Annotated in this window: 17 protein-coding genes; 13 read left to right on the forward strand and 4 right to left on the reverse strand. The window is 39.1% G+C overall.

Features of this window, described 5'->3' with window-relative positions; translation table 11 throughout:
- The first annotated feature begins 432 nt into the window (after window positions 1-432).
- The 8 genes from dnaA (at window position 433) to CSEC_RS09535 (ending at window position 12,335) form a co-directional block, all read left to right on the forward strand.
- A complete protein-coding gene (dnaA, locus tag CSEC_RS09500; protein WP_041018233.1) occupies window positions 433-1,782 on the forward strand; it encodes a chromosomal replication initiator protein DnaA in 1,350 nt (449 codons plus the stop codon).
- A gap of 104 nt (window positions 1,783-1,886) precedes the next feature.
- Window positions 1,887-3,254, forward strand: coding sequence for an F-box protein (locus tag CSEC_RS09505; RefSeq protein ID WP_041018234.1), 1,368 nt, complete (start codon window positions 1,887-1,889; stop codon window positions 3,252-3,254).
- A gap of 102 nt (window positions 3,255-3,356) precedes the next feature.
- Entirely contained in the window at window positions 3,357-6,317 is a 2,961-nt protein-coding gene (locus CSEC_RS09510; protein WP_041018235.1) for an insulinase family protein, read from the forward strand.
- Between the two features lie 147 nt (window positions 6,318-6,464).
- Window positions 6,465-8,228: an acyl-CoA dehydrogenase family protein gene (locus tag CSEC_RS09515; protein ID WP_041018236.1), complete on the forward strand. Its 1,764-nt coding sequence runs from the start codon at window positions 6,465-6,467 to the stop codon at window positions 8,226-8,228.
- Between the two features lie 3 nt (window positions 8,229-8,231).
- Window positions 8,232-9,863, forward strand: a complete 1,632-nt coding sequence (locus CSEC_RS09520; protein WP_053331976.1) for an acyl-CoA carboxylase subunit beta — start codon at window positions 8,232-8,234, stop codon at window positions 9,861-9,863.
- A 2-nt stretch (window positions 9,864-9,865) separates the two neighbouring features.
- Window positions 9,866-11,209: an acyclic terpene utilization AtuA family protein gene (locus CSEC_RS09525; protein ID WP_041018237.1), complete on the forward strand. Its 1,344-nt coding sequence runs from the start codon at window positions 9,866-9,868 to the stop codon at window positions 11,207-11,209.
- A complete protein-coding gene (locus CSEC_RS09530; RefSeq protein WP_041018238.1) occupies window positions 11,209-11,565 on the forward strand; it encodes an AtuA-related protein in 357 nt (118 codons plus the stop codon). The genes CSEC_RS09525 and CSEC_RS09530 overlap by 1 nt, the downstream gene beginning before the upstream one ends.
- Window positions 11,562-12,335 (forward strand): enoyl-CoA hydratase/isomerase family protein, encoded by a 774-nt coding sequence (locus CSEC_RS09535; RefSeq protein ID WP_053331977.1) that lies wholly within the window; start codon window positions 11,562-11,564, stop codon window positions 12,333-12,335. Before CSEC_RS09530 ends, CSEC_RS09535 begins: the two co-directional genes overlap by 4 nt.
- Here the strand turns inward: CSEC_RS09535 and CSEC_RS09540 are convergent.
- Complete coding sequence (locus CSEC_RS09540; RefSeq protein ID WP_237559236.1) at window positions 12,327-12,749, reverse strand: acyl-CoA thioesterase; 423 nt, start codon at window positions 12,747-12,749, stop codon at window positions 12,327-12,329. The genes CSEC_RS09535 and CSEC_RS09540 overlap by 9 nt on opposite strands.
- A gap of 176 nt (window positions 12,750-12,925) precedes the next feature.
- Between CSEC_RS09540 and CSEC_RS09545 the strand changes: the two genes are divergently transcribed.
- From CSEC_RS09545 to CSEC_RS09555, 3 genes are read left to right on the forward strand one after another with little or no spacing between them, the layout of a single operon-like run.
- Window positions 12,926-14,011, forward strand: a complete 1,086-nt coding sequence (locus tag CSEC_RS09545) for a thiamine pyrophosphate-dependent dehydrogenase E1 component subunit alpha (RefSeq protein WP_041018239.1) — start codon at window positions 12,926-12,928, stop codon at window positions 14,009-14,011.
- Window positions 14,012-14,016: 5 nt separating this feature from the next.
- Window positions 14,017-14,994: an alpha-ketoacid dehydrogenase subunit beta gene (locus CSEC_RS09550; RefSeq protein ID WP_041018240.1), complete on the forward strand. Its 978-nt coding sequence runs from the start codon at window positions 14,017-14,019 to the stop codon at window positions 14,992-14,994.
- A 17-nt stretch (window positions 14,995-15,011) separates the two neighbouring features.
- Window positions 15,012-16,217, forward strand: a complete 1,206-nt coding sequence (locus CSEC_RS09555) for a dihydrolipoamide acetyltransferase family protein (protein ID WP_041018241.1) — start codon at window positions 15,012-15,014, stop codon at window positions 16,215-16,217.
- Here CSEC_RS09555 and CSEC_RS09560 read toward each other — a convergent pair.
- Genes CSEC_RS09560 through CSEC_RS09570 form a run of 3 tightly spaced genes read right to left on the reverse strand, consistent with a single transcriptional unit; the run spans window position 16,214 to window position 19,637 of the window.
- A complete protein-coding gene (locus tag CSEC_RS09560; protein ID WP_041018242.1) occupies window positions 16,214-17,638 on the reverse strand; it encodes a bifunctional 2-methylcitrate dehydratase/aconitate hydratase in 1,425 nt (474 codons plus the stop codon). The genes CSEC_RS09555 and CSEC_RS09560 overlap by 4 nt on opposite strands.
- Window positions 17,638-18,768 (reverse strand): citrate/2-methylcitrate synthase, encoded by a 1,131-nt coding sequence (locus tag CSEC_RS09565; RefSeq protein WP_041018243.1) that lies wholly within the window; start codon window positions 18,766-18,768, stop codon window positions 17,638-17,640. The genes CSEC_RS09560 and CSEC_RS09565 overlap by 1 nt, the downstream gene beginning before the upstream one ends.
- Before the next feature lie 8 nt (window positions 18,769-18,776).
- The gene (locus CSEC_RS09570; protein ID WP_041018244.1) at window positions 18,777-19,637 is read right to left on the reverse strand and encodes an isocitrate lyase/phosphoenolpyruvate mutase family protein; all 861 of its coding nucleotides are present in this window, start codon (window positions 19,635-19,637) and stop codon (window positions 18,777-18,779) included.
- 109 nt (window positions 19,638-19,746) lie between these two features.
- Here CSEC_RS09570 and CSEC_RS09575 point away from each other — a divergent pair, with 109 nt between their 5' ends.
- A complete protein-coding gene (locus CSEC_RS09575) occupies window positions 19,747-21,099 on the forward strand; it encodes a 3-hydroxyacyl-CoA dehydrogenase family protein (protein WP_053331978.1) in 1,353 nt (450 codons plus the stop codon).
- The gene (locus CSEC_RS09580; RefSeq protein WP_041018245.1) at window positions 21,096-22,328 is read left to right on the forward strand and encodes a thiolase C-terminal domain-containing protein; all 1,233 of its coding nucleotides are present in this window, start codon (window positions 21,096-21,098) and stop codon (window positions 22,326-22,328) included. The genes CSEC_RS09575 and CSEC_RS09580 overlap by 4 nt, the downstream gene beginning before the upstream one ends.
- Window positions 22,329-22,629 lie beyond the last annotated feature (301 nt).

Consider the following 22,629-nt stretch of genomic DNA (forward strand, 5'->3'; position numbering starts at 1 on the left):
ACGTCATTCTAAGCGCTTTAATTTGGGGGTGTTAGGAAGCTAAAAAGCGTGCTTTTAAAAGTAAAAGTCTATAAATAAATCTCTTAAAGATAAGAAAGTTAAAAGAAAGAGTTAAACAAAGAAAGAGAATCTTTTTTGCTTCTTACTTTCAGGCAGTTATCGACAATCACTGAACAAATTATAGACAATTACCTTGCAGCCATTTCAAAGCTCATGATAGATTTTCCGTCATAAAAGATCTAAAACATGTTGTGGAAAGATTGTTTATAAGTCAATACCCAACACTAAATTGCTTTTATATCACTAACTTTAAGTAACTTAAACGTAAATTATCGAGCCTTACTTAAAATTAATGACCCAAGCCTTGAAGAACTTTTTTTATAAGACTATTTAGACCTTCACATGACACATAACTAGACAAGGACATATCACATGTTAGCCACCGACACACGCCAAGCTTGGATCGAATTCTTGGAATTTGTCAAAAAACGTCTTTCACCTACCGCTTTTGGAAATTGGCTTGCTCCCATTCAAGTCATTGAAACAAGCGATGAGTGGCTGCATTTAGAAGTTCCAAACGTGTTTGTTAAGGAATACTTGCTCTCTAATTTTAAGAAGGACCTCTGCTCTTTTGTTCCTGTCGGTAGCGACGGGGAACCGCTCATTCGATTCTCAATTGCCCCCCTCTCTAAATCTCAAGAAAAAAATGTTAAAGTTGAACTGCAGGAAAGCTTATTTACAAGCCAACCGAGCCCTTTTGAAGTTGAGCTTAACCCCAATTATCGTTTTGATAATTTTATTGAAGGCCCAACCAATCAATTTGTAAAATCAGCAGCCATGGGGATTGCAAAGCAGCCGGGGCATTCCTATAATCCGCTTTTTATTCATGGCGGCGTTGGCCTTGGCAAAACCCACATCCTCCACAGCATAGGGCATTTTGCAAGAGAGAAACATAAAAAACTAAAAGTTCAATGCATCACGACAGAACAATTTATTAATGACCTTGTCGATTCTTTAAGAAACAAATCAGTAGACCGCATGAAGCGCTTTTATCGCCAGGATGTGGATGTTTTGCTTGTGGACGATATTCAATTTTTGCAAAACCGCCTGAACTTTGAAGAAGAGTTTTGTAATACTTTTGAAGCTTTAATCAATCAGAAAAAGCAAATTGTCATCACAAGCGATAAGCCGCCTGCCCAGTTAAAATTATCAGAGAGAATGATTGCCCGGATGGAATGGGGCCTTGTCGCTCATATGGGCATTCCGGAACTTGAGACAAGAGTTGCGATTTTACAATATAAAGCTAAACTTAAAGGACTTGACCTTCCAAGCAAGCTTGCCTTTTACATAGCAGAGCACATCTTCAATAACGTGCGCCAATTAGAAGGGGCCGTCAATCGCTTAAGCGCAACAAGCAGGCTTCTGAACCTCAGTTTGACAGAAGAAATTGTGGAGCAAGCTTTAAAAGAAATGTTCCAGCATAACCCCCACAAAAGAATTTCTGTCGAACAAATTTTAAAATCTGTTGCCGCCGTCTTTGAAGTTAAAATAAGCGATTTAAAGGGAACGGTTCGAACAAAAGAAGTCGCCCTCCCTCGACAAGTCGCCATGTATTTGGCTTGTAAACTTATCAATGATTCCTTGCAAATGCTGGGCGTCTCTTTCGGAAAAACTCACTCGACTCTCTTACACGCAAGAAAAACGATTGAAAAAAAACTTGCCGAAGATGAACTGCTAAGAAGACAAGTTGGTATCATTGAAAAAAATATACATATGGATTAGCCTTAATCTAACTATTAAACAAAATTATTTATCCAATTATTAATTGTAATAAAAACAATCATTAATTAATCTTATTGATTTAAAAAAAATTGTAAGGTTAATTAATGGCTTCCTTTGCACAGTTTAAGTCCCGTGAGTATTTGTCTAGAGTTACCTATCATGGAGAGATTCCCTCTATAAAAGAGACTCCGATTGCTATTCTTGGACCTGAAACCCTTCTCCACGTTCTCTCTTTTCTTGATGGCAAGTCTTTGACAAACGCTGCAAAAACTTGCAGGAAATGGCAAGAATTATCAACAGACCCCTCGTTATCTCGCATTTGGGATAATTATGTATTAGAACAATTCAAGAGCCCTTTTTCAACCGGTGGAACAGGAGACCTTTTTGGCCTAGAGCCGAATTGGGGCTTTAATCTTGCCTCTTTAAGGAATTCCTTCGATCTTGAGTCGATTTTGAATGAAAAACCATATACGGATTTAGAAAAACAAATTCGCTCTAGCAACTTTACTTGCATCTCTCAGTTTATCAAACTGCCTTATGAGAATGGATCCTCTTTTCAAGCTTCTTTTTCAACTGATAAACTCTATTTTGCAACGAAAGGTTGTCTTTATATTTTCTCGGATCAACTAAGGGAAAAAGTTTGCTGCGCGAAGCTTGCAGAACCTCTATCTTCTCTTCTTGTCTGCAACGATAAAGTATATATGACATTCTCAAACGGCTATATAAGGATTTATCAAGAAAAAGACCTAAAAAAAATTCAATCTTTTAAGGTATCCCAAGAGCAAAGCTGTTTTCAAAGACCGGTTCAAGACATATTCCTTGCTGTAAACCACGGGGAGTTATTAACTACAACCAAATATGACACAAACCTTAAGATTTCCAATGAAGCTTCAGGCAGACCCATCACGGGTATTCGAATCAGTGCCTTTAAAGAAGAAGTGCGCAGCATTTTATCAAAAAATAATTATATTTATGTCCGCACAAGACAAAATCTTCAAATTTGGGATAGAACTGCCTTAAAAATTAAAGACTTTATCGAGCTTCCTTGCGCCTCTCCTATCAATTTTCTTCATGTCGAAAATGGAAAAATTTATGTTCTACACCAGGAAACAGCTTTAAGCAGCTTAAACCTTGCTGCTTTCAAAAACTCCTTACGCCCTCGAGAAGAATTTGTTGTTCTTGAAAAAAACTCTGAAGATATCCAAAAAAACCCCGTCTTCAAAATCCATAACCGCTCTCTTTACATGGCAGTAGGCAACAATTTAAAAATCTTTGATCTAAAAACCGGGGCAATTGTCCGAGTGATAAAAGATGTGTCAACGGGTTCTAAAATCACTGTGATAGAAATCGCCGGGAATTCTATTTTTTTAGGAGATATGAATGGAAAACTCCAAAAATTGGAATTTGTTGAAAACACATTAGAAGAACAAGCCCCAAGAGAAACAAGAAAAAGAAAAGATGCGCCTGTTTAGATTTTACTTTATCCCTAAAGAAGAAAGTAAGAGAAAAATTTAACACACCTTTGCTATACTTTGAAGCTTTAAGAAAATTTCATACTTAAGTCAAGGTAAAGCATGCCAAAAAAAAATTGGAAAAAAAATGATCGTTTCTTGGACTTTCTTGTCACAAAATCAATGCCTATTGACGAGCTTCAGCTAGAGCTTATTGAACTGACCCATGAACCGACGGGCGCTGAAATCATTCATCTAAAGACAGAGGATCCGGAAAACCTCTTTTGCATCTCTTTTAAAACGATACCGGATACTTCAAACGGGGTGGCTCATATTTTAGAACACACCGTCTTATGCGGCTCTAAAAAATACCCGATCAAAGACCCGTTTTTCTCGATGACAAGAAGAAGCTTAAACACCTTCATGAACGCCTTCACAGGGTCTGATTTCACTTGTTACCCGGCTGCCACGCAAGTAAAAAAAGATTTCTATAATCTATTCGATGTCTATCTTGACGCCGTTTTTTATCCGGAAATTAAAAACTTAAGTTTTCTGCAAGAAGGCATCCGATTAGAATTTAAAGAGCCGGAAAACCCCAATTCACCTCTCGAATATAAAGGGATCGTCTTTAATGAAATGAAAGGCGTTTTAGCATCGCCTGCAGCAAGGCTTCATGAATCTATGATGGCAGCTCTTTTTGATGAGCTGACTTATGGCATAAACTCGGGTGGAGATCCAGCAGTTATTCCATCTCTTTCCCATAAAGAGCTTGTGGCCTTTCATAAAAAATTCTACCACCCGAGCCGATCTTTATTTTTCTTTTATGGCAACTTGCCGCTTGAGGAACATTTAAAATTTTTAAAAGAGCGGGTCTTAGATAAAACTAAAAGATTAGCGCCTCTACCCCCGCTTAAGAAACAAACTCGTTTTAAAAAACCAAAGTATTTGAAAACTTCCTTTCCTTTAGCAAAAGAAGAAAGTGATGAAAAACAAACCTACATTTCCATGGGATGGGTCACAGAATCGATCGAAAACCAGGAAAAATTACTTGCCATCGCGCTTCTTCTTCTCATGATAATGGATAATGATGCCTCCCCTTTAAAAATGGCGCTTTTAAAATCGGGTTTAATTGCTCAAGCCTCTATTTACATGGATAGCGATATCTCAGAAGCCCCCATCGTGTTAACTCTTCAAGGCTGCGAAGCTAAAAACCTCACCAAAATCCGAAAGCTTGTTTTTGATACCCTGAAAAAAATCAGTAAAGAAGGCATCGATAAAGAGCTTATTGAAAATGCCTTCCATCAGCTTGAGTTTCATAGAAGCGAAATTACAGGCGATCAATACCCCTTTGGTTTATCTCTTTTCATGCGCTGCTCGCTTGTCAAACAGCATGGAGCAAACCCTGAAACCTCCCTTCAAATCCATAGCATGATTGACGCCCTAAGAAAATCTTACGATGAAAACCCGAGATTTTTTGAAGATCTTTTAGAAAAATACTTAATTAAGAACCCCCATCATGTGGAAATCTGCATGACTCCTGACAAGGAACTTGCCGATAAAGAGAAAACTGAAGAAGAAAAAAAATTAGAACTCATCAAAGCTAAGCTTCAACCTAAAGAGGTTAAGGCCATCTTGCAAAACAGCATCAAATTAAAGAAATTGCAAGATTCAGAAGAGAGCAAAAATGTCGATTGCCTGCCCAAATTAACTTTAAAAGATGTCCCTAAAAAGATGCAGGACTTCTTGCTTCAGGAAGATAAGAGTTTTAAAGCGCCTCTTTACACCCATTCTTGCTTTACCAATCATATTGTATATGCGGATGTGATTTATCCCCTTCCAAAATTGACTGAAGAGGAACTTTTTCCCTTGAAAGTTTTAGCCTATTTAATTCCTCAACTTGGGTTTAAGGGAAAATCTTATACGGAGACCCTAAAAGAAATTCAGGCCAATACAGGCGGCATTTCTGTAAACCTATCTTTAAATACTCAAGCAGATGACTTTAATGATCTCTCCCCTGTCCTATCCTTTAGCGGGAAAAGCTTATACAGAAAAGCGGATGCTTTTTTCAAATTGCTTGGGGAAATGATCGCATCTTCAGATTTTGAGGACACGGCTCGTATAAAAGAAGCCCTCACTAAGCATTGGACTTCTTTAAAATCTAGATTCAACTCCATGGCCATGCGTTATGCAACAAACCTTGCCATTAGTCCCTTTAGCACTTCTTCTAAAATACAAAACAGCTGGAATGGATTGGAATACTATAAACAGCTTAAAGACTTAATGGAAAACGAGGATGATAAAAAGCTTAACCAATTTATCATGAAACTAAAAGAGCTAAGAAAAAGCATTCTTTCTAATAAACCTGATATTCTTATTGGAGCTGATGCTGAATTCATAAAAAAATTGAAACAATTTCCATTTTTTAAAGAGATCGGGGGCAAGGTTTCTAAGCGTTCGGTCACTAAGTTAACATTAGCTAAGCCGCATAATAAAGCTTTCCCGATAGCCTCGCCTGTCGCCTTTATAGCAAAGGCTATAAAAACAATTCCCTATACTCATGAGGATGCGCCTTATCTTGCCATCGCCTCAAGTCTTTTTGATAATGTCCATCTTCATCAGAAAATCCGTGAAGAAGGGGGCGCTTATGGAGGGGGATCTTCTTGCTATCCGCTTTCCGGCCACTTTGTCTTTACATCCTATAGAGACCCGCATATCGCCAATACCTTAAAAGCCTTTGAGGAAGCGGTAGAACTAATCAGAAAAGGGAAATTTTCAGCAAGAGATCTTGAAGAAGCCAAGCTTGAAAACATCCAAAGTTTAGACGCGCCGATCTCTCCGGGAAGCCGATCCGACGTCGCTTACGGATTCCTGAAAGAAGGCAGAACCTATGAACTTAGAAAAAGATTTAGAGACTCCATCTTGAAAGCCACTAAAAAAGATGTGATAAAAGCTATTGAAAATCATATCGTTAAGAATTTAAAGGAAGCCTCTATTGTAGTTTTTGCAGGGGATGAGCTCATTGAAATGGAAAATACCGCGCTAAAGACAGACGGTAAAAAACCTTTAGAAAAAATGACCTTTTAATTTTCATTCTATCTGAAAGGATGGATCCATTTCTTGGATTCATTCTTTCTTTTTAATCCACTTGCTTTTGCTTTCTTTTCATCTACTTTAAAAAAAATCAACTTGCTATAAGCAAATTAATATTTTTAAAGCAGGGTTAAAAAAGTTATGGATCAAGACCAGATGAAGCTTGTTGAGGAACTTCTTTTCGCAGAAAAAAGAAAACCCGGTTTTGTAAAAAATCTTTATTTTGGCGATTTTCTAAATGAAGCTTTGTTCCCCTTCCCGGAACCTTTATTAGAAGAAATGGAAGCTGCCGAAGACTATCTCTCCCTTTTAAAAAAAACCCTCGATACTCATCTTAACCCTGACCAAGTGGATCGAAAAGCCGATATTCCAAGAGAACTTATCGAAGAGCTTGGAAAAATAGGGCTTCTTGGAGTTTCCGTCCCCAAAAAATATGGGGGGCTTGGAAGGTCGCAGTACACCTATTGTAAAGCTATCGAAGAAGTGGCAAGCCGATGCTCTTCAACTGCCATATTTATAAATGCCCATCAAAGCATAGGTTTAAAAGCGATTTTATTGTTTGGCACCGAGGAACAAAAAAAGAAATGGCTTCCCGATCTTGCAAGCGGTAAAAAAATCGCGGCTTTTTCATTAACTGAACCAAACGCCGGTTCGGATGCAAGCGGGGTTGAAACAAGGGCTGAATATAACCCTGCTAAAAAAACTTATACGATCAATGGAAAAAAGCAATGGACAAGCAACGGTAGTATCGCAAGCGTATTGACTGTGATGGCCAAAACAAAAGTCCCCTCAAAAAATGGCGAGTTTGAAGATAAGGTGACAGCTTTTATTGTCACACCGGACATGCCGGGATTTCATATTAAAGACAAAGCGCTTGAGAAAGTAGGCGTCCGCGGGACCAAGACCACAAATCTTGAATTTATAAATTTGGAAGTGCCCGAAGAAAATATCCTTGGCCCTTTGGGAGGGGGTCTTAAAGTCTGTTTAACCGCCCTTGATTACGGAAGAACTACCTTTGGGGCTATGTGTCTTGGAGCTGCAAAGTTTTGCATGCAAAAAGCGATCTCTCATGCTGTGAATCGCTATCAATTTAAAAGACCCCTCGCTTCTTTTCCCTTAGTTAAGAAAAAAATTGCCGAGATGGCAGCTTTAGTCTATGCGATGGAAGCCTCTCTTTATTTAACAGCAGGCTTCATTGATACAGGCATCCATGACGTTATGCTTGAATCGGCGATCTTAAAAGTTTTCGCAAGCGAATCCCTTTGGCAAATTATCTATGAGACCATGCAAATTTATGGCGGAAGATCTTTCTTTACAGACCAGCCTTTCGAGCGCATGATGCGCGATGCCAGGCTCAATATGATTGGCGAGGGATCAAATGAAGTTTTAAGGGCATTTATTGGAGCTGTCGGCCTAAGGGATGTTGGGATGGAGATGAAAGACTTAAAAGATAAAACTTTAAGCCATCCTTTGAGCGCTGCAAAAGATATTTTCAGCCTTGGCATAGAGCTTGTCGGAGTTTCCAAAGCGCCTGTTGTAGAAGTAAAAAATGAAGCCTTGCAAAGCGAATCAAATCGGCTGGCTCAAAATTTAAAATCATTTTCCGGGGCTGCTAAAAAGGCTTTAATTTATTATCGGGAAGATATTGTTGAAAAGCAGCTTGTCCTAGACCGCCTTGCAACTTGTGCAATCGCCCTATACACAGCTTCTGCCACCTTAAGCAAGTTAGATAAAGAGTCTTTAAGCCGAAAAGACAAAAGCCAAACGGTTGAAACTCCCGACTATTTAGCCGGAAAGTATTATTTGGAGATGGCTAATCAAAAAATACAAGAAAGCCTTCATGGTTTAATTACCCCGCTTGATCCATTATTAGAAAAAGTCTCAGATGAGCTAACAGGGATTTAAACCATGGCGCAAAAGACAAAAGATCCCTTTATGGAATCTCCTTCCCTATTCACTTTGTCAGAAGAAATTTCCATTCAAGAATCTATTCTAAGGGAGGGCGGTGGAAAAAAAGGAAAGGAAAGGCAAAGCAGGCTTGGAAGATTAACCGTTCGTGAACGTCTTGAAATTCTTCTAGACCATCCTGACGCCTTTTTTGAGCTTGGAATATGGGCCGGCTATAAAATGTACCCCGAATATGGAGAGCTTCCGGCAGCAGGGGTTGTCACAGGCATTGGAGAAGTTTGCGGAAGAAATGTCATGGTGATTGCAAATGATGCAACCGTTAAAGCCGGCGCTTTTTTTCCCCAATCGGTTAAAAAGTTGCTTCGCGCACAAAAAATTGCTTTTGATTGCAGACTCCCTATTATCTATCTTGTCGATTCCTCCGGCGTATTTCTGCCTTTGCAAGATGAGATATTCCCGGATGAGGATGACTTTGGAAGAATTTTTAGAAATAATGCTGTCCTTTCAGCCTCAGGCATCCCTCAATTTTCTGCCATAATGGGTAATTGCATCGCAGGGGGGGGCTACCTTCCTGTCCTTTGCGACAAGCTTCTCATGACAGAAGGAAGCGGTCTTTATCTTGCTGGACCGGCTCTTGTAAAAGCTGCCATCGGGCAAATTGTGGATCCGGAAGAGCTTGGCGGCGCAAAAATGCATGCGGAAATAAGCGGTACGGTAGACTTTCTTGAAAAAGACGACTCTTCTTGTCTTTTACGTCTTAGATCTCTTATAGATCTTTTGCCAACGGACCCGGAACCGCTTAGACAAATGTCTTTTGAAGTGGAGCACTACCCTTATACCTTATACGACCTTGTCGGGGGTGAAAACCAAAAAACCTATGATACAAGAAATTTGCTATCTTGCATCATTGATAGAGGCTCCATGCAAGAGTATAAAGCACAATATGGCCCAACTATTGTGACAGCTTTTTGTAAGATAAATGGCAACCCCGTGGGCATTGTCGCCAATCAAAAAAAACATGGCCTGACAGGAAAAGGCGAAATTGAACTTGGAGGTGTTCTCTATGCTGAGAGCGCAGACAAAGCCGCACGTTTTATTTTAGACTGCAATCAAATGAAATTGCCTTTAATTTTTATCCAAGATGTCGTTGGCTTTATGGTCGGTAAAGAAGCTGAGCAGACAGGAATAATTAGAAGCGGGGCGAAGCTTGTGAACGCAGTAAGCAACTCTATTGTACCAAAAATTACTTTGATTGTCGGAAACTCTTTTGGAGCCGGCAATTATGCTCTTTGCGGAAAAGCATACGATCCTAACTTTATTTTTGCATGGCCAAATGCCAAATACGCTGTAATGGGCTCAGAACAAGCTGCTGAAACCCTTATAGAAGTAAGAAAGAAAAGCAAAGAAAGAGAGAATGAAATATTAAGCTCGGATGAAATACAGAAAATTTACGAAGAGTTAAAAAATAGCTATATCGAGCAGATGGACATCCGTTATGGGGCCGCAAGAGGTTGGATTGACAAAATTATAGCCCCTCATGCCACAAGGGATGCCTTAACTAAGGCCTTAATGCTTGTAAAAAGAGCGCCCTTAACGAATAAATCCTTTCATACAGGTGTCTTCCAGGTATAATTATGAAGACCTTACGAATTGCAAATGCTCAAGGTTTTTGGGGAGATGATCCGGAAGCGGCTAAAAATCTTATGCTTCAAGATAAGGGTATCGATTTTATAAATTTAGATTATTTAGCTGAACTATCTCTATCCATTATGGCCATCCAGAAAAAAGAAGGTAAGGGGCCCGGGTATGCTGCAGATTTTCTAGAGGTATTAGTTTCGCTTGCCCCTTTTTGGAACGAAGGCAGAAAATTTAAAGTTATCACAAATGCCGGTGGTTTAAACCCTTTGGGTTGTTTAGAAGCTTGTATCGAAAAGTTAAAGCCCATGTTAAAATTGCCTTTAAAAATCGCATGTCTTACAGGCGATGATGTCTTTAATGAAATAAGCCAAGCTCCAAAGGATTCATTTAAAAATCTTGACAGCGGTAAATCTATCGGGGAGGTTCAAGGAAAACTTCTTTTTGCAAATGCATATATAGGAGCTTTTGAGATGGCCGAAGCCATAAAAAAAGCGGATATTATAATTGCCGGGCGTGCGACAGATCCAAGTTTAACACTTGCTCCTTGCATCGCTTATTTTAATTGGAATAAAGAAGATTATCAAAAACTTGCAGGCGGCACGCTCGCAGGACATGTCATTGAATGCGGCACCCAAGCAACAGGCGGGTTTTCAACGAATTGGCTAAATGTCCCGAACCTTGAGAAAATGGGGTTCCCCATCGCTGAAATTCAAGAAAATGGCGATTTTATCATTACTAAAGCAAAATCAACCGGCGGCGCTGTCACAGTTGAAATTATAAAAGAGCAGCTTCTTTATGAAATTGATAACCCTTACGCTTACCAAAGCCCAGATGTCATTGTTTCTTTTAAAAACTTGCGTGTTAAAGAAGTTGGCTTGAATAAAGTCGCTGTATATGATGCCCTTGGAATAGCGCCGGGAGATAAATATAAAGTCAACGCCGGCTACTTTGACGGCTACCGGATTGAGGCTTCTTTAACGATAAATGGAAAAGACGCTTATATAAAGGCTAAAAAAGTAGGCGAAATTATTCTATCACACCTTAAACATAAGAAAATTGAATTAAAGGATAGCTTTGTCGAATACATAGGAGCCGATCCGTTTTTTTGTAAGAATCCCAAAAATTTAGGCCAAGTCACTCTACGAATAGCCATAAAAACCGAAACTGAAAAAGAAGCCAAAAGATTTTCCAAAGAAATAGCTCCTTTAATTACTTCAGGTCCTCAAGGCATTATAGGCTATGCATCCGGAAGGGCAAAGCCAAGGCCTATTTATGCTTTTTGGCCAACCCTTATTGAAAAAAACAAAGTTCAGTTAAAAACCCATATCAGAGAGGTTTAATGAAAATTGCTCTTTCTGAAATTGCTTATGCAAGAAGCGGTGACAAGGGCTCTCAAGCCAATATTGGACTTATTGCCTATAACGAAAAAGGTTATGCTCTTCTTGAAAAAAAGCTTACCCTTCCCTTGCTGCTTTCCTATTTTTCTCCTTTGAATCCAAACCAAATTATCCGCTACGACCTTCCTAACCTCTTAGCGTTTAATATTATTTTAAAAGGGGTTTTAAAAGGGGGCGCATCTGAGTGCCTATCTCTCGATTCTCAAGGTAAATCACTTGGACAAGCCTTATTAAATCTCGAATTGGAATTAACAGAAGACGAAAGGAAGGAAGCCTCCTCTTACAAGGAAACCAAATGAGTGATGCATTAGTAGAAAAAAAAGTAATTAATGAAAATATAGTAGCTCTTACCTTAAATCGGTCAAGCAAACGAAACGCTTTAAATATTAATCTTTTAGAAGAACTTCATGGACATCTTGCGGATGAGTACGTTCAAAACTTCCGAATCCTTTTTTTATCAGCCGAAGGTCCCATTTTTTCAAGCGGTTTGGATCTTGATGAAGCAACCGATGAGACAAAAATAGAAAAGTCAGCCGCGCTTTTAAACAAGGTGTATCTATCCCTCTATAAACGAAAGCAAATTACAGTTTCTCTATTGCAAGGATCTGCTTTTGCAGGGGGGCTCGGCCTTGCTTTAGCAACTGACTTTATTATTGCAGAAGAGCACTGTCTCTTTGGATTTCCTGAAACAAAGCGCGGTCTTATTCCGGCTCAAATACTGCCTTTATTAACTAAGTTGATTGCTCCAAATTACGTAAAAGAGCTTTTACTTCTCGGAGAAAACATATCAGCAAATAAGGCAAAGCAAATAGGTCTTATTTTTGATGTCGCAAAAGGCCAAGAGCTCTATCAAAGCGGCCTTGCTTTATCTAAAATGATATTGAAAAGCGCTCCAATTGCTTTATCCTCAACCAAAGCGCTTATTCAAGAGGAAAGCGGCGATATTCCAAAAAAGCTTGAAAACAGTCTAAAGGATCATGTAGCCATGCGAAAAAGCGAAGAAGCAAAAGAAGGGTTTAGAGCGTTTATAGAAAAACGCCCCCCCAATTGGGAAAGCTTGCTAACTTGAGCTATCCTCTCGATATTTATTGAGAGAGGCTCTTAGTTTATCCGGGATAGTCATTTTTTTACGTGTTGCAGTATCTAAAGTCACGTGAACCGTCTTTACCGTCCCAACAAGGTTCTCATCTTGATTGTATATTCTATAAACAATTGTAAACGAAGTTTCGCCTATATGCTCGCAAGCAAGTAAAACTTTTAACTCATCACCGACTTTTAGGTGTGCGTAATAATCCGCTTCACAATGAACAATGACAAAAACAAATTTTTCATGATGAAACACTTGGTCAAAATTATACCCCTCGCTTGTAACAAAATCTTCAAGTGCGTCATGAGCAAATCTGAACTGCCTAGCAAAATAAAGTAATCCGGCCATGTCGGTGTCATGCATTCTAACTTTATTTCGGGCTATAAAAAATACCATTTCTTATCCTGCTTTGATCATCTTTTATCTATCATAAATTAGAATAAAATTTCTTCATGGAACTTTTGACCTTTCTAAACCTTTAACTAAGAAGCAAAAACCTAGAACTTGCGTCGGAAATTAAATTCGCCTAAGTTGAAAATGGTAAGTGATTATTTAAAAGTATTAGAGAATCCATGTCTGAAATCCCAACTGTCCGTTTTTTATCTAATGAGGGAGATCTCATTAAAGAGCCTAATATTAAACCTTCTAACGAAGTTTTGATTAGATCTTATAAGGCGATGCTTTTAACTCGTCTTGTGGATGAACGCATGATCGTTTTGCAAAGACAGGGAATGATTTCCTTTGCTCTAAGCTCTTTAGGTGAAGAAGCATGCGCAGTTGCAAGTTGCGCAGCTCTTGATTTTAACGATTGGCTTTACCCGCAATATCGAGAAGCCGGCCTTTTATTTTATCGAGGGTTCTCTGTAAAAGACTATATTCATCATATGTTCTCTGATGGAAAAGATATTATTCTTGGAAGGCAGATGCCTAATCACTTCGGCTCCAAAAATTTAAATGTAGTCACGGTCTCTTCACCCATTGGAACCAAAATTCCCCATGCTGCGGGAGCAGCCTATGGAATGAAAATCCTTAAAGATAAAACCATCGCTGTCTGTTATTTCGGCGAAGGCGCAACCTCAGAAGGTGATTTTCATGCCGGAATAAACTTTGCCGCCGTTAGAAAAGTTCCGGCCATCTTTTTTTGCAGAAATAATGGCTATGCCATTTCAACCCCTGCAAGAGAACAATTTGCCTCGGACGGAATAGCTCCAAAAGGAGTCGGCTATGGGATACCGGCCTACAAAATCGATGGAAACGATTTTTTTGCAATTTTTGAAACGGTTCATAATGCCAGGAAAGATTGTCTATTGGGGAAAGGCCCTTTTCTTATTGAAGCCATGACCTATAGACTCGGGGCTCATTCAACCTCTGATGATCCCACCCGCTATCGATCCGAAGAAGAAGTAAAAAAACATTGGGAAGAATGCCCTTTGAAGAGACTAAGGCTCTATCTTGAAAAGCAAGGTCTTTGGGATAAAGATAAAGAGCAGGAAACAAAAGAGCTTTACCTTAATGAAATAAATGAAGCTATAGAAGAAGCTAAAAAAACAGCGCCTCCTCCTATTGAATCCTTATTTGAGCATGTCTATTTTGAATTACCAAGGCACTTAAAAAAACAACTTCAGGAATGTCTTAGATTCTATAAAAAGGACGCATAAGCGTTATGGCGGAACTAAATATTATCCAAGCTTTAAATGAAACGCTTCACCAAGAATTTGAAAGAGAAAAAAAGCTTTTGACTTTTGGGGAAGATGCCGGCTACTTTGGCGGTGTTTTTCGTGTTACTGAAGGTTTGCAAAAAGCTTTTGGAGAAGAGAGATGCTTTAACACCCCTCTTTCAGAGCAAGGCATTATCGGGTTTGCCATAGGGGTTGCTCAAAAAGGCTTAATTCCGATTGCTGAAATACAATTTGCCGATTACATCTTTCCGGCTTACGATCAGATCGTTAACGAACTTGCTAAAATGCGGTATCGAACTGCCAATCAGTATTCAAGCCATGTCATTATCAGAACGCCCTATGGCGGAGGGATTCATGGAGGGCATTATCACTCTCAGTCGCCTGAAGCGCAGTTTCTTCATACGCCGGGGCTAAATGTCGTTTTTGTATCGGGTCCTTATGATGCCAAAGGGTTATTGACAACCGCCATTGAATCGAATGACCCTGTCTTATTTTTTGAACCTAAACGGTTATATCGAGCCTTGAAACAAGAAGTCCCAAGCGAGCGTTATACTATCCCTTTTGGAAAAGCCGAACTTGCCCGCGTTGGAAAAGATATTACCTTGATTGGCTGGGGAGCTGAACACCACGAAAATATGAAGGCCGCAAACGAATTATATAATGAAAAAAATATTGAAGTGGAAGTTCTAAACCTAAGAACATTGAACCCCCTGGATATAGACTCGATTGTGGCCTCTGTCATTAAAACAGGGCGGGTCGTGGTTTCCCATGAAGCTCCTCTAACTGCCGGGTTTGGAGCTGAACTATCCGCTCTTATCCATGAAAATTGCTTTATTTATTTAAAAGCGCCTTGTAAACGCTGCTGCGGATGGGATACCCCTTTTCCTCACACTTTAGAGAAGGAATACTTGCCGGGAAGCGATCGTATTAAACAAGCTCTCATTGAAACTTTGGAATTTTAAAAAAAAGAACTCTCTTTATGATAAAAACAATTAATCTTCCTGATATTGGAGAGGGTGTGGTTGAAGGAGAAGTCATCTCCTGGCTAAAAAAAGTTGGAGATAAAGTTCTTCAAGATGAACCTGTCGTTACTGTTATGACAGATAAAGCTACGGTTGAATTGCCCTCTCCTTACCCTGGATTTCTTTCCAAAATTTTTGTCGAGGAAGGTGCTATCGCGATTAAGGGTAAGCCTCTCTACAGCATCGAAACAGCTGAAACCCCGGATAGTGAGTTTAAAGAACAAGAAACTTTAAAAAATGCTCCAAAAGAAAAAGTTCAGGTTGCTAAAGATGAACCTAAGGTTTATGCAAGCCAAGAAGGGACTCTTAAAGCAACTCCCGATGTCAGACAAATTGCTAAAGAGCTTGGCATCGATTTAAGGGAAATTCAAGGAACCGGAAAAGAAGAACGCATCACCCTCGACGATTTAAAAAATCATCTCCAGAAAAAGAGAAAGAACCAGGATATATCCTCCTCTAAACTTTCAGATGACAAGCTTGTCCCTCTTCACGGCATCCCAAGACTGATGGCTGAAAAGATGGCTCTTTCAAAAAGAGAAGCCCCTCATTTTTCTTACTTTGAACAAATCGATGCGACAAGACTTTGTCAATTAAAGGATAATTTTAAAAAAGCAGGCTCCAAAGAAAATATCCACATCACCTTTATGCCCTTTATTATAAAAGCAGTCTCTCTATGTTTAAATCTTTTCCCGAATGTCAATAGCACCCTTGATATGGAAACTAAAACATTGAGGGTTCATAAACACCACAACATCGGTATCGCTATATCTACTGACCAAGGTTTGCTTGTTCCTGTTTTGAAAAATGTTGAAACTTTAAGCTTGGAAAAAATTATTCGCTCCTACGATGAGCTTATAAAAAAGGCGAAAGCCAATAAGCTTGAACCCTCTGATTTAAAAGAGTCGACGGTGACTATCAGCAATTTTGGCTCTTTCGGTGGAAGCGGCAGATGGGCAACTCCTGTAATCAATTACCCGGAAGTTGCCATCTTGGCTCTTGCAAAAATTCAAAAACAGCCCATGATTAAACAAGATACTATTGTAATACGAGAGGCTCTAAATATTTCCTGGAGCTTTGATCATAGAGTTGTGGATGGCTTTTTAGCTGCCCATTTTTCTTCAGCTTTTAGAAACTATCTCGAAAATCCGGCTCAGCTAATTTAATGGATGAAATATTCCATAAATTTAGAGACGGGCATCCTAAAAAGTTCTTCCTCTTCTTCAAAAAGATCTAAAATTATGCCGGTTTTATTTTTTGAATAAAATGAAGCAGTATTTTTTTTAAATTTATTGAGGATAAAAGGAACCGACTCTTCCCGTCTAGATTTATGCCCCAATGGAAAATCAAGATGTTCTTCAATGGGGTTAGTTTCACTTTTGAAAGTGATTTTTATAGAGTTTGCGATCGAGCGAAGCTCGGGGTCTAAATATTCTTCGCTGAATTTCTTATTTTCGTAAACTTTCATTTTTTTAATTAACTCTAAAAAAAGCGGTTCATTTCTCTCTGCTTCATCTTCATAATCATCTGCAAGGAGACTTCCTTTCGCAAGACCTACGGCGACCATATATTGCAAGCTATGATCGCGATCGGCCGGATTATGAAAGGGACCCGGTTTATTGATGATGCGATTGGCTGATTCTTGAGTTTGAATCTCTATTTTTTCAATATCGTGAAAGCGGTTTTTGATTTTGGGATGCAATTTTATAGCGCATTCAACAGCCGTTTGAGCATGAAACTCCGCTGGAAATGACACTTTAAAAAGAATATTCTCTGCGATATAAGAACCTAAAGGCCGTCCTAGGGTTATCGGCTTTCCATTAAATAAAACATCTGAAAGACCAAATTTGTGGGAAGATAGCGCCTTTGGATATCCCATTTCCCCTTTTGAGACAAGGTAGGCTAAAAATACGCCTTTACTAGTCGCATCTCCGGCGGCCCAAGATTTTCTTGAACCCGTATTCGGCGCATGTCTATAAGTCCTTAAAGAGCCAACATCGATAAATGCTTGAGAAACAGTTGCCGCGATTTGAGATTCATCTAGCCCAAAAAGAAAGGCCGATAACGCAGAAGATGCCACTTTTACAAGAGCAATATGGTCAAAACCCACCCTGTTATAACTTGTTTCTAGAGCTAACACTCCTTGAATTTCATAAGCTTTGACCATAGCTTTAAGAAGATCTAATACCGTAGGGGCAGCTTTTCGTTTAGGCGATCTTGAAATGAAATCAGATAAAGATAGAAGAGCCCCCAAGTTATCGGATGGATGCCCCCATTCTTTTGCTAAAAAAGTATCATTATAATCCAGCCATCGTATTAAAAGGCCATTTTGAAAAGCAGCGTTGACAGGATCAAGGACGTATTTAGTGCCGATCACACGGCTGCCTTTCGGAACAATAGTTCCTTTGACAATAGGACCTAATAGCTTTGAGCATGCTTTAAATTGATTGGCAAGAAGAGCGCAACCCATAGCATCTAAAAGCGCTAATTTGACAGATTTTAATGCTGTATGGCTAAAATCATGGTCTTTAGCAGTATAAGATGCTATTTCTTTTATGGTGCTATCATACTCTGATAATGGATGCATTAACGCCTCTCAAGCGGAAGCCAATTTTGAGGAGGCGGACCGATGTAATGACTTAAAGGCCGAATCAGTTTATTATTCTTTCTTTGTTCAATAAGATGAGCCGACCAGCCGGAAATTCTTGCCATCACAAACATGGGTGTGTACATCTCTATTGGAATTCCTATGTATCGATATACAAGCGCACTATAAAAATCCAAATTAGGAAATAGTTTCTTTTCCTTCCACATAGTAGCTTCGATTTTTTCAGCAATAGCAAACGTTCTCTCATCACCGGCTTCTTGGCTTAAGCGTTCAGCCCAATCCTTAATAACAGCGGATCTTGGATCTTTGGTCGTATAAACACGATGTCCAAACCCCATGACGAGCTCATGGTTTTTTAGCATAGTTAAAATGCCGGTTTCCGCTTCCGCTTCATTTTTAAATCTAAAGATAAGTTCCATAGCAGATTCATTAGCTCCTCCATGGAGAGGCCCTCTTAAAGCGCCGATTCCACCGCATATAGCAGAATAGAAATCTGACATCGTGCTTGTAATGCTTCTTACAGTAAAAGTAGAGGCATTAAATTCATGTTCTGCGTAGAGGATTAATGAAGTATCTAAAGCTCTTATATGTTCCGGGCTTGCAGGATGGCCTAATATTAATTGCAAGAGATGGCCGGCTAGGCTATTCGCGCTCGTTTGCAGATTAATTCTCTTTCCCGTTTGATGAAGCTTATACCAATATAGAAGCATAGAACCTAAACAGGCAATCAGCCTATCGGGAATTTCAAATTCACCCCTGATCTTTTCTTCCGGCTCAAAATGGCCCATTAACGAACAGCCCGACCTTAAAACATCCATCATGTTGGCATTTTTTGGAATCTGTTCTAAAATAGCTTTTAAACTAACAGGTAAATCCCTGAGCCTTGAAAGTTCTTCTTTATAAGCTAAGAGTTCTTTGGCATTCGGTAAACGACCTCTTAAAATAAGCCATGCCGTTTCTTCAAAAGAGGCGTATTTAGCAAGATCTTCTATCCGGTAGCCGCGGTAAAGCAAGCTCTCTTCTTCCGCTCCGCAAAGGCAAATAGCCGAATCCCCGGCTATAATGCCGGCAAGACCGCCCGTTTTTTTCTTATCTACTGATGCTGTCATGACAAACCTTACTTTAAATAGCTTCTCTTTTCATAATCTTCGTATTCAATTAACTCATAGAATTCTTTTCGAGTTTGCATTTGGTCTACCAAGCTTTCTTGACTCTCATTTTCTTTTAACCATTTCAAGCTTTTTTCAACGGTTTTATTCATTAATCGCATGAGTGTAAGGGGGTATAAAATGGCATCGACTCCGGATTTAGCTAGGTCTTCTTTTTTAAAAAGCGGAGTTTTTCCAAATTCGGTTAAATTGGCCAAAAGAAAGGCGGGACATGCTTTTTTAAAGTCGGAATAAGTTTTAAGATCTCTTGCAGCTTCCAGGAATATCATATCGGCGCCGGACTCTATATAATGCCGGCAACGCAGAACGACGTTTTCAAAAGGCTCAAGATTCAAAGCGTCGGTTCGCGCCACAATAAAAAAATCAGATGAAGCGGACCCTTCTTTCAAAGCTTTTATTTTCTGTCCCATCTCTTTGGAAGAGATGACCTTTTTTCCTTCAAGATGGCCGCATTTTTTTTCAACAATCTGATCTTCTATGTGAACGGCTGCAACTTTTGCTTGAGTCAATTTTTTGGCCACCCGTTCAATAAAAAGAGGTCCACCAAAACCGGTATCGATATCAAGAAGAAGCGGCACGTCAGTGCTATCGGTAATTTTTTCAGCTTGAAAAAGAAATTCTTTAAAATCAAGGATGCCAAGATCCGGAAGCGCATGCAATAGCCCGGATATTAAAGAGCCTGACAAATAAATGGCTTTATAGCCCGCTTTTTCTGCCATGCGGGCAGACAAAGCGTTAGGGACGCCTATAATTTGAAGCGGCCTTTCCATTTTTAAAGCTTTAAGAAAACGTCCGTCTTTTTTTTCCATTCTTATTTTCTCGTAAACTTTTTTTATGTATTAAAATCAATTTTGAATTCAAGGGATGTTTTGCTAAGGTAGCAAGTGGCTTATCTTTTAAAAAACTTTGGTAGGGCTCATGTCTATAAAATTGCCTAACTCGGCTTGCGTGATTGGAGCTTCCGGAAAAATGGGTTCCGGAATTGCCTTTCTGCTTCTTAAATATCTAAATGAAAAAGCGGTAAAGGAAAAGGTTCCGACAAGCTTAATTCTTGTAGATAAAGATGAAGCTCTTTTTCCCAAAACAAAAGAGTACCTCCGCTCGCAAATCAAAAAAGAAGCGGAAAGGCAAATTGTGTATTTACGCACCTTGTATGCAGAAGAAGAATCTTTAATTAGTAATGAAGAGATCATTCAGCATCATGTGCAAGCAGCCTTAGATCGCGTTCGATTTGCCTTAAATTATGATGAAGCTAAAAATGTAACCTTATTCTTTGAAGCCATCTTTGAAGATTTTGAATTAAAGTGTGAGCTATTTAAACAGTTAAATAAAATAGCCTCAAAAGAAGCCTTATTTTTTTCAAACACATCCTCAATCCCGATTTCAAAATTAGCGGAAGCTTCCGGTTTAGAAGGCAGACTTGCCGGGTTTCATTTTTATAACCCCCCTGCTATTCAAAAATTAGTAGAGTTAATTTTACCGGATAACGCAAGCCCGAATCTTAATGAAGTTTGCCTAGAGCTTGCTAGGGTTTTAAACAAAACTGTTGTGTATTCAAAAGATAATCCGGGCTTTATAGGCAATGGCCATTTTATTCCGGAAGTGCTTCTTGGGCTTAAGCTTGCCGATGTCGAAAACCAGCAAGAAGAGTTGATCTATTTTTTAAATCAAGTCACAGAAAAATCTCTTATTCGTCCTATGGGAATCTTTCAGCTTTTAGATTATGTAGGGCTTGATGTCGCCTCTCTTATTATAGAAGTGATGAACCGGTTTGGCGGAGATAAAAAAGCCTTTCCAAAACTTCTAAAAAATTACTTATCCCATTCCATAAAAGGGGGGCAAAACCCGGACGGCTCTCAAAAAGACGGCATTTTTAAATATGAAAAATCCATCCCTGTAAAAATATATTCTTTTAAAACAAAGGGGTATCTGCCAATTGATGAAGCCTTTAAACAAAGAGCGACTCATCTCTACGGAGATCTTTTGAAGGCTCCTTCTTGGAAGGAGCTATCTCAAAATAAAAATAAAGAAGCAGTTTTATCTCCCTATTTTGAAAAGCTTTTAGAAGATGAAAGAAATAGCTCTCTAAAAGCAAAATCTTTTTTAAAACATTCCTATGAAGTTTCAGAAGAACTTGTAAGATCGGGAACCGCACATTCCTTGAAAGATGTTACCAAAGTTCTGCAACTTGGGTTTTACCACCTCTATGGTCCGGATGCCCCTTTTATTAAAGCCTTAGCAAGCCTAAAAGATAAGGAGATCGTAAAATGAGCGCTTTTAGAAAAAAGGTTTATGCAGCTCTTGGGTATAATACAGTATTTATGGGCCCTGGAAGACCGGAATTTAACCCGAATGAAAAAATGAGGGGCTTTGAAGAGTACCTAATTGAGACCGCCAAGGGTTCGCTTCAAGGAAAAAATCTTTCTATCGATGAAGGCATTATCGGCAGTTTTATGTCAGGAAAATTTTTAAATCAAGGCAACTTGCCCGGATTTCTTCCCTTTATGATAGAAAGCTTGCGAGGAAAACCTTGCACAGCTGTTGAAGGCGCTTGCGGAACAGGCGGGAGGGCAATTGCGATGGGTTTAAGAAGCATTCTTTCTGATCTATCCAACACCACCTTTGTGGCAGGTTTTGAGATGCAAAACGGAGTTAAGTCGGTGTATGGCTCAGATATTTTAGCAGGAGCGGCTTACTACAAGCATGAGCGTAAAAGAGGCGATGCTTATTTTTTTCCCGGAATTTTTGATAAAAAAGCGGCACGCTATTTCGAACTCTATGGGGAAAAAAGAGCAAGAGAAGCTATGGCAGAGTGGTATCGTTTAGCTATTCTCTCGGCAAGAGAAAATCCAAAGGCTCAAGAATACTATAACAAAGTGGAAGATCTTATTTCACTTGGACTGACAAAGCCTGATAAAGATAAATTCTTACCAAATTTGAATCCTTTCGATTGTTCCAAAATAAGTGATGGAGCTTCTTCTTTAATTCTTTTTTCAGAAGAAGGCTTGGCAAAAGCCGGCATTCCAAAAACTGAAGCTATTGAAATTGTCTCTATTGGAGAAGCAGAAAATGCCATTACAGAGAAAGCTGAAGAAGAATCCGTATTAGATGCGACTAAGCTTGCCGTAAAAAAAGCGTTAGATAAGGCAAAACTTACAATTAACGATATCGGAGTGCTTGAAATTCATGATTGCTTTACCATAACCGCTCTTTTGGCTTTTGAAGCGATTGGCTTTGCAAAACAAGGCGGCGCTCCTGATTTTATTTTAGAAGGCCATACTAAAACCGGAGGAAAAATACCGACTAATCTATCCGGCGGCCTTATAGGTTTTGGCCATCCAACTGGAGCCACAGGAGTTCGGCAACTGGTAGACTTAGAGCAATTGCTGACTCAAAAAGCTCCAAGAAAAGTGGCTTTTAAATCCCCTTATGGCATGATGATTAGCATGGGCGGCAACGATAAAACCGTCACCTGTTTGATTGTTAAAAGCGCTGAATAATGGTAATGTTTCCAAAAAAAGCATGACAACTTGAGATAAGATATCTATACTTCACTGATTAATTTGGAATGAACAGAATTCAATTCCAAAGATTTTATAAATAGGATTTAAACTTTTCTAAGTATAAAGTTTTTGATTTAGAGCGCCCGCTTGGAAAGTTGTGAGAATTTTTTTTTTAATTCTTTCATTCGAAATCGGGTAAAGGCTATAACAAGACTTTAGTTCGTAAGAAGCGCATAAAAAGCTGGTCTAAGTGCTCTTCTCGTAGAAAATAGTTTTAAACTTTAAGAAATTGTTCAAT

This window comes from Criblamydia sequanensis CRIB-18 (assembly GCF_000750955.1).
GTDB lineage: Bacteria > Chlamydiota > Chlamydiia > Chlamydiales > Criblamydiaceae > Criblamydia > Criblamydia sequanensis.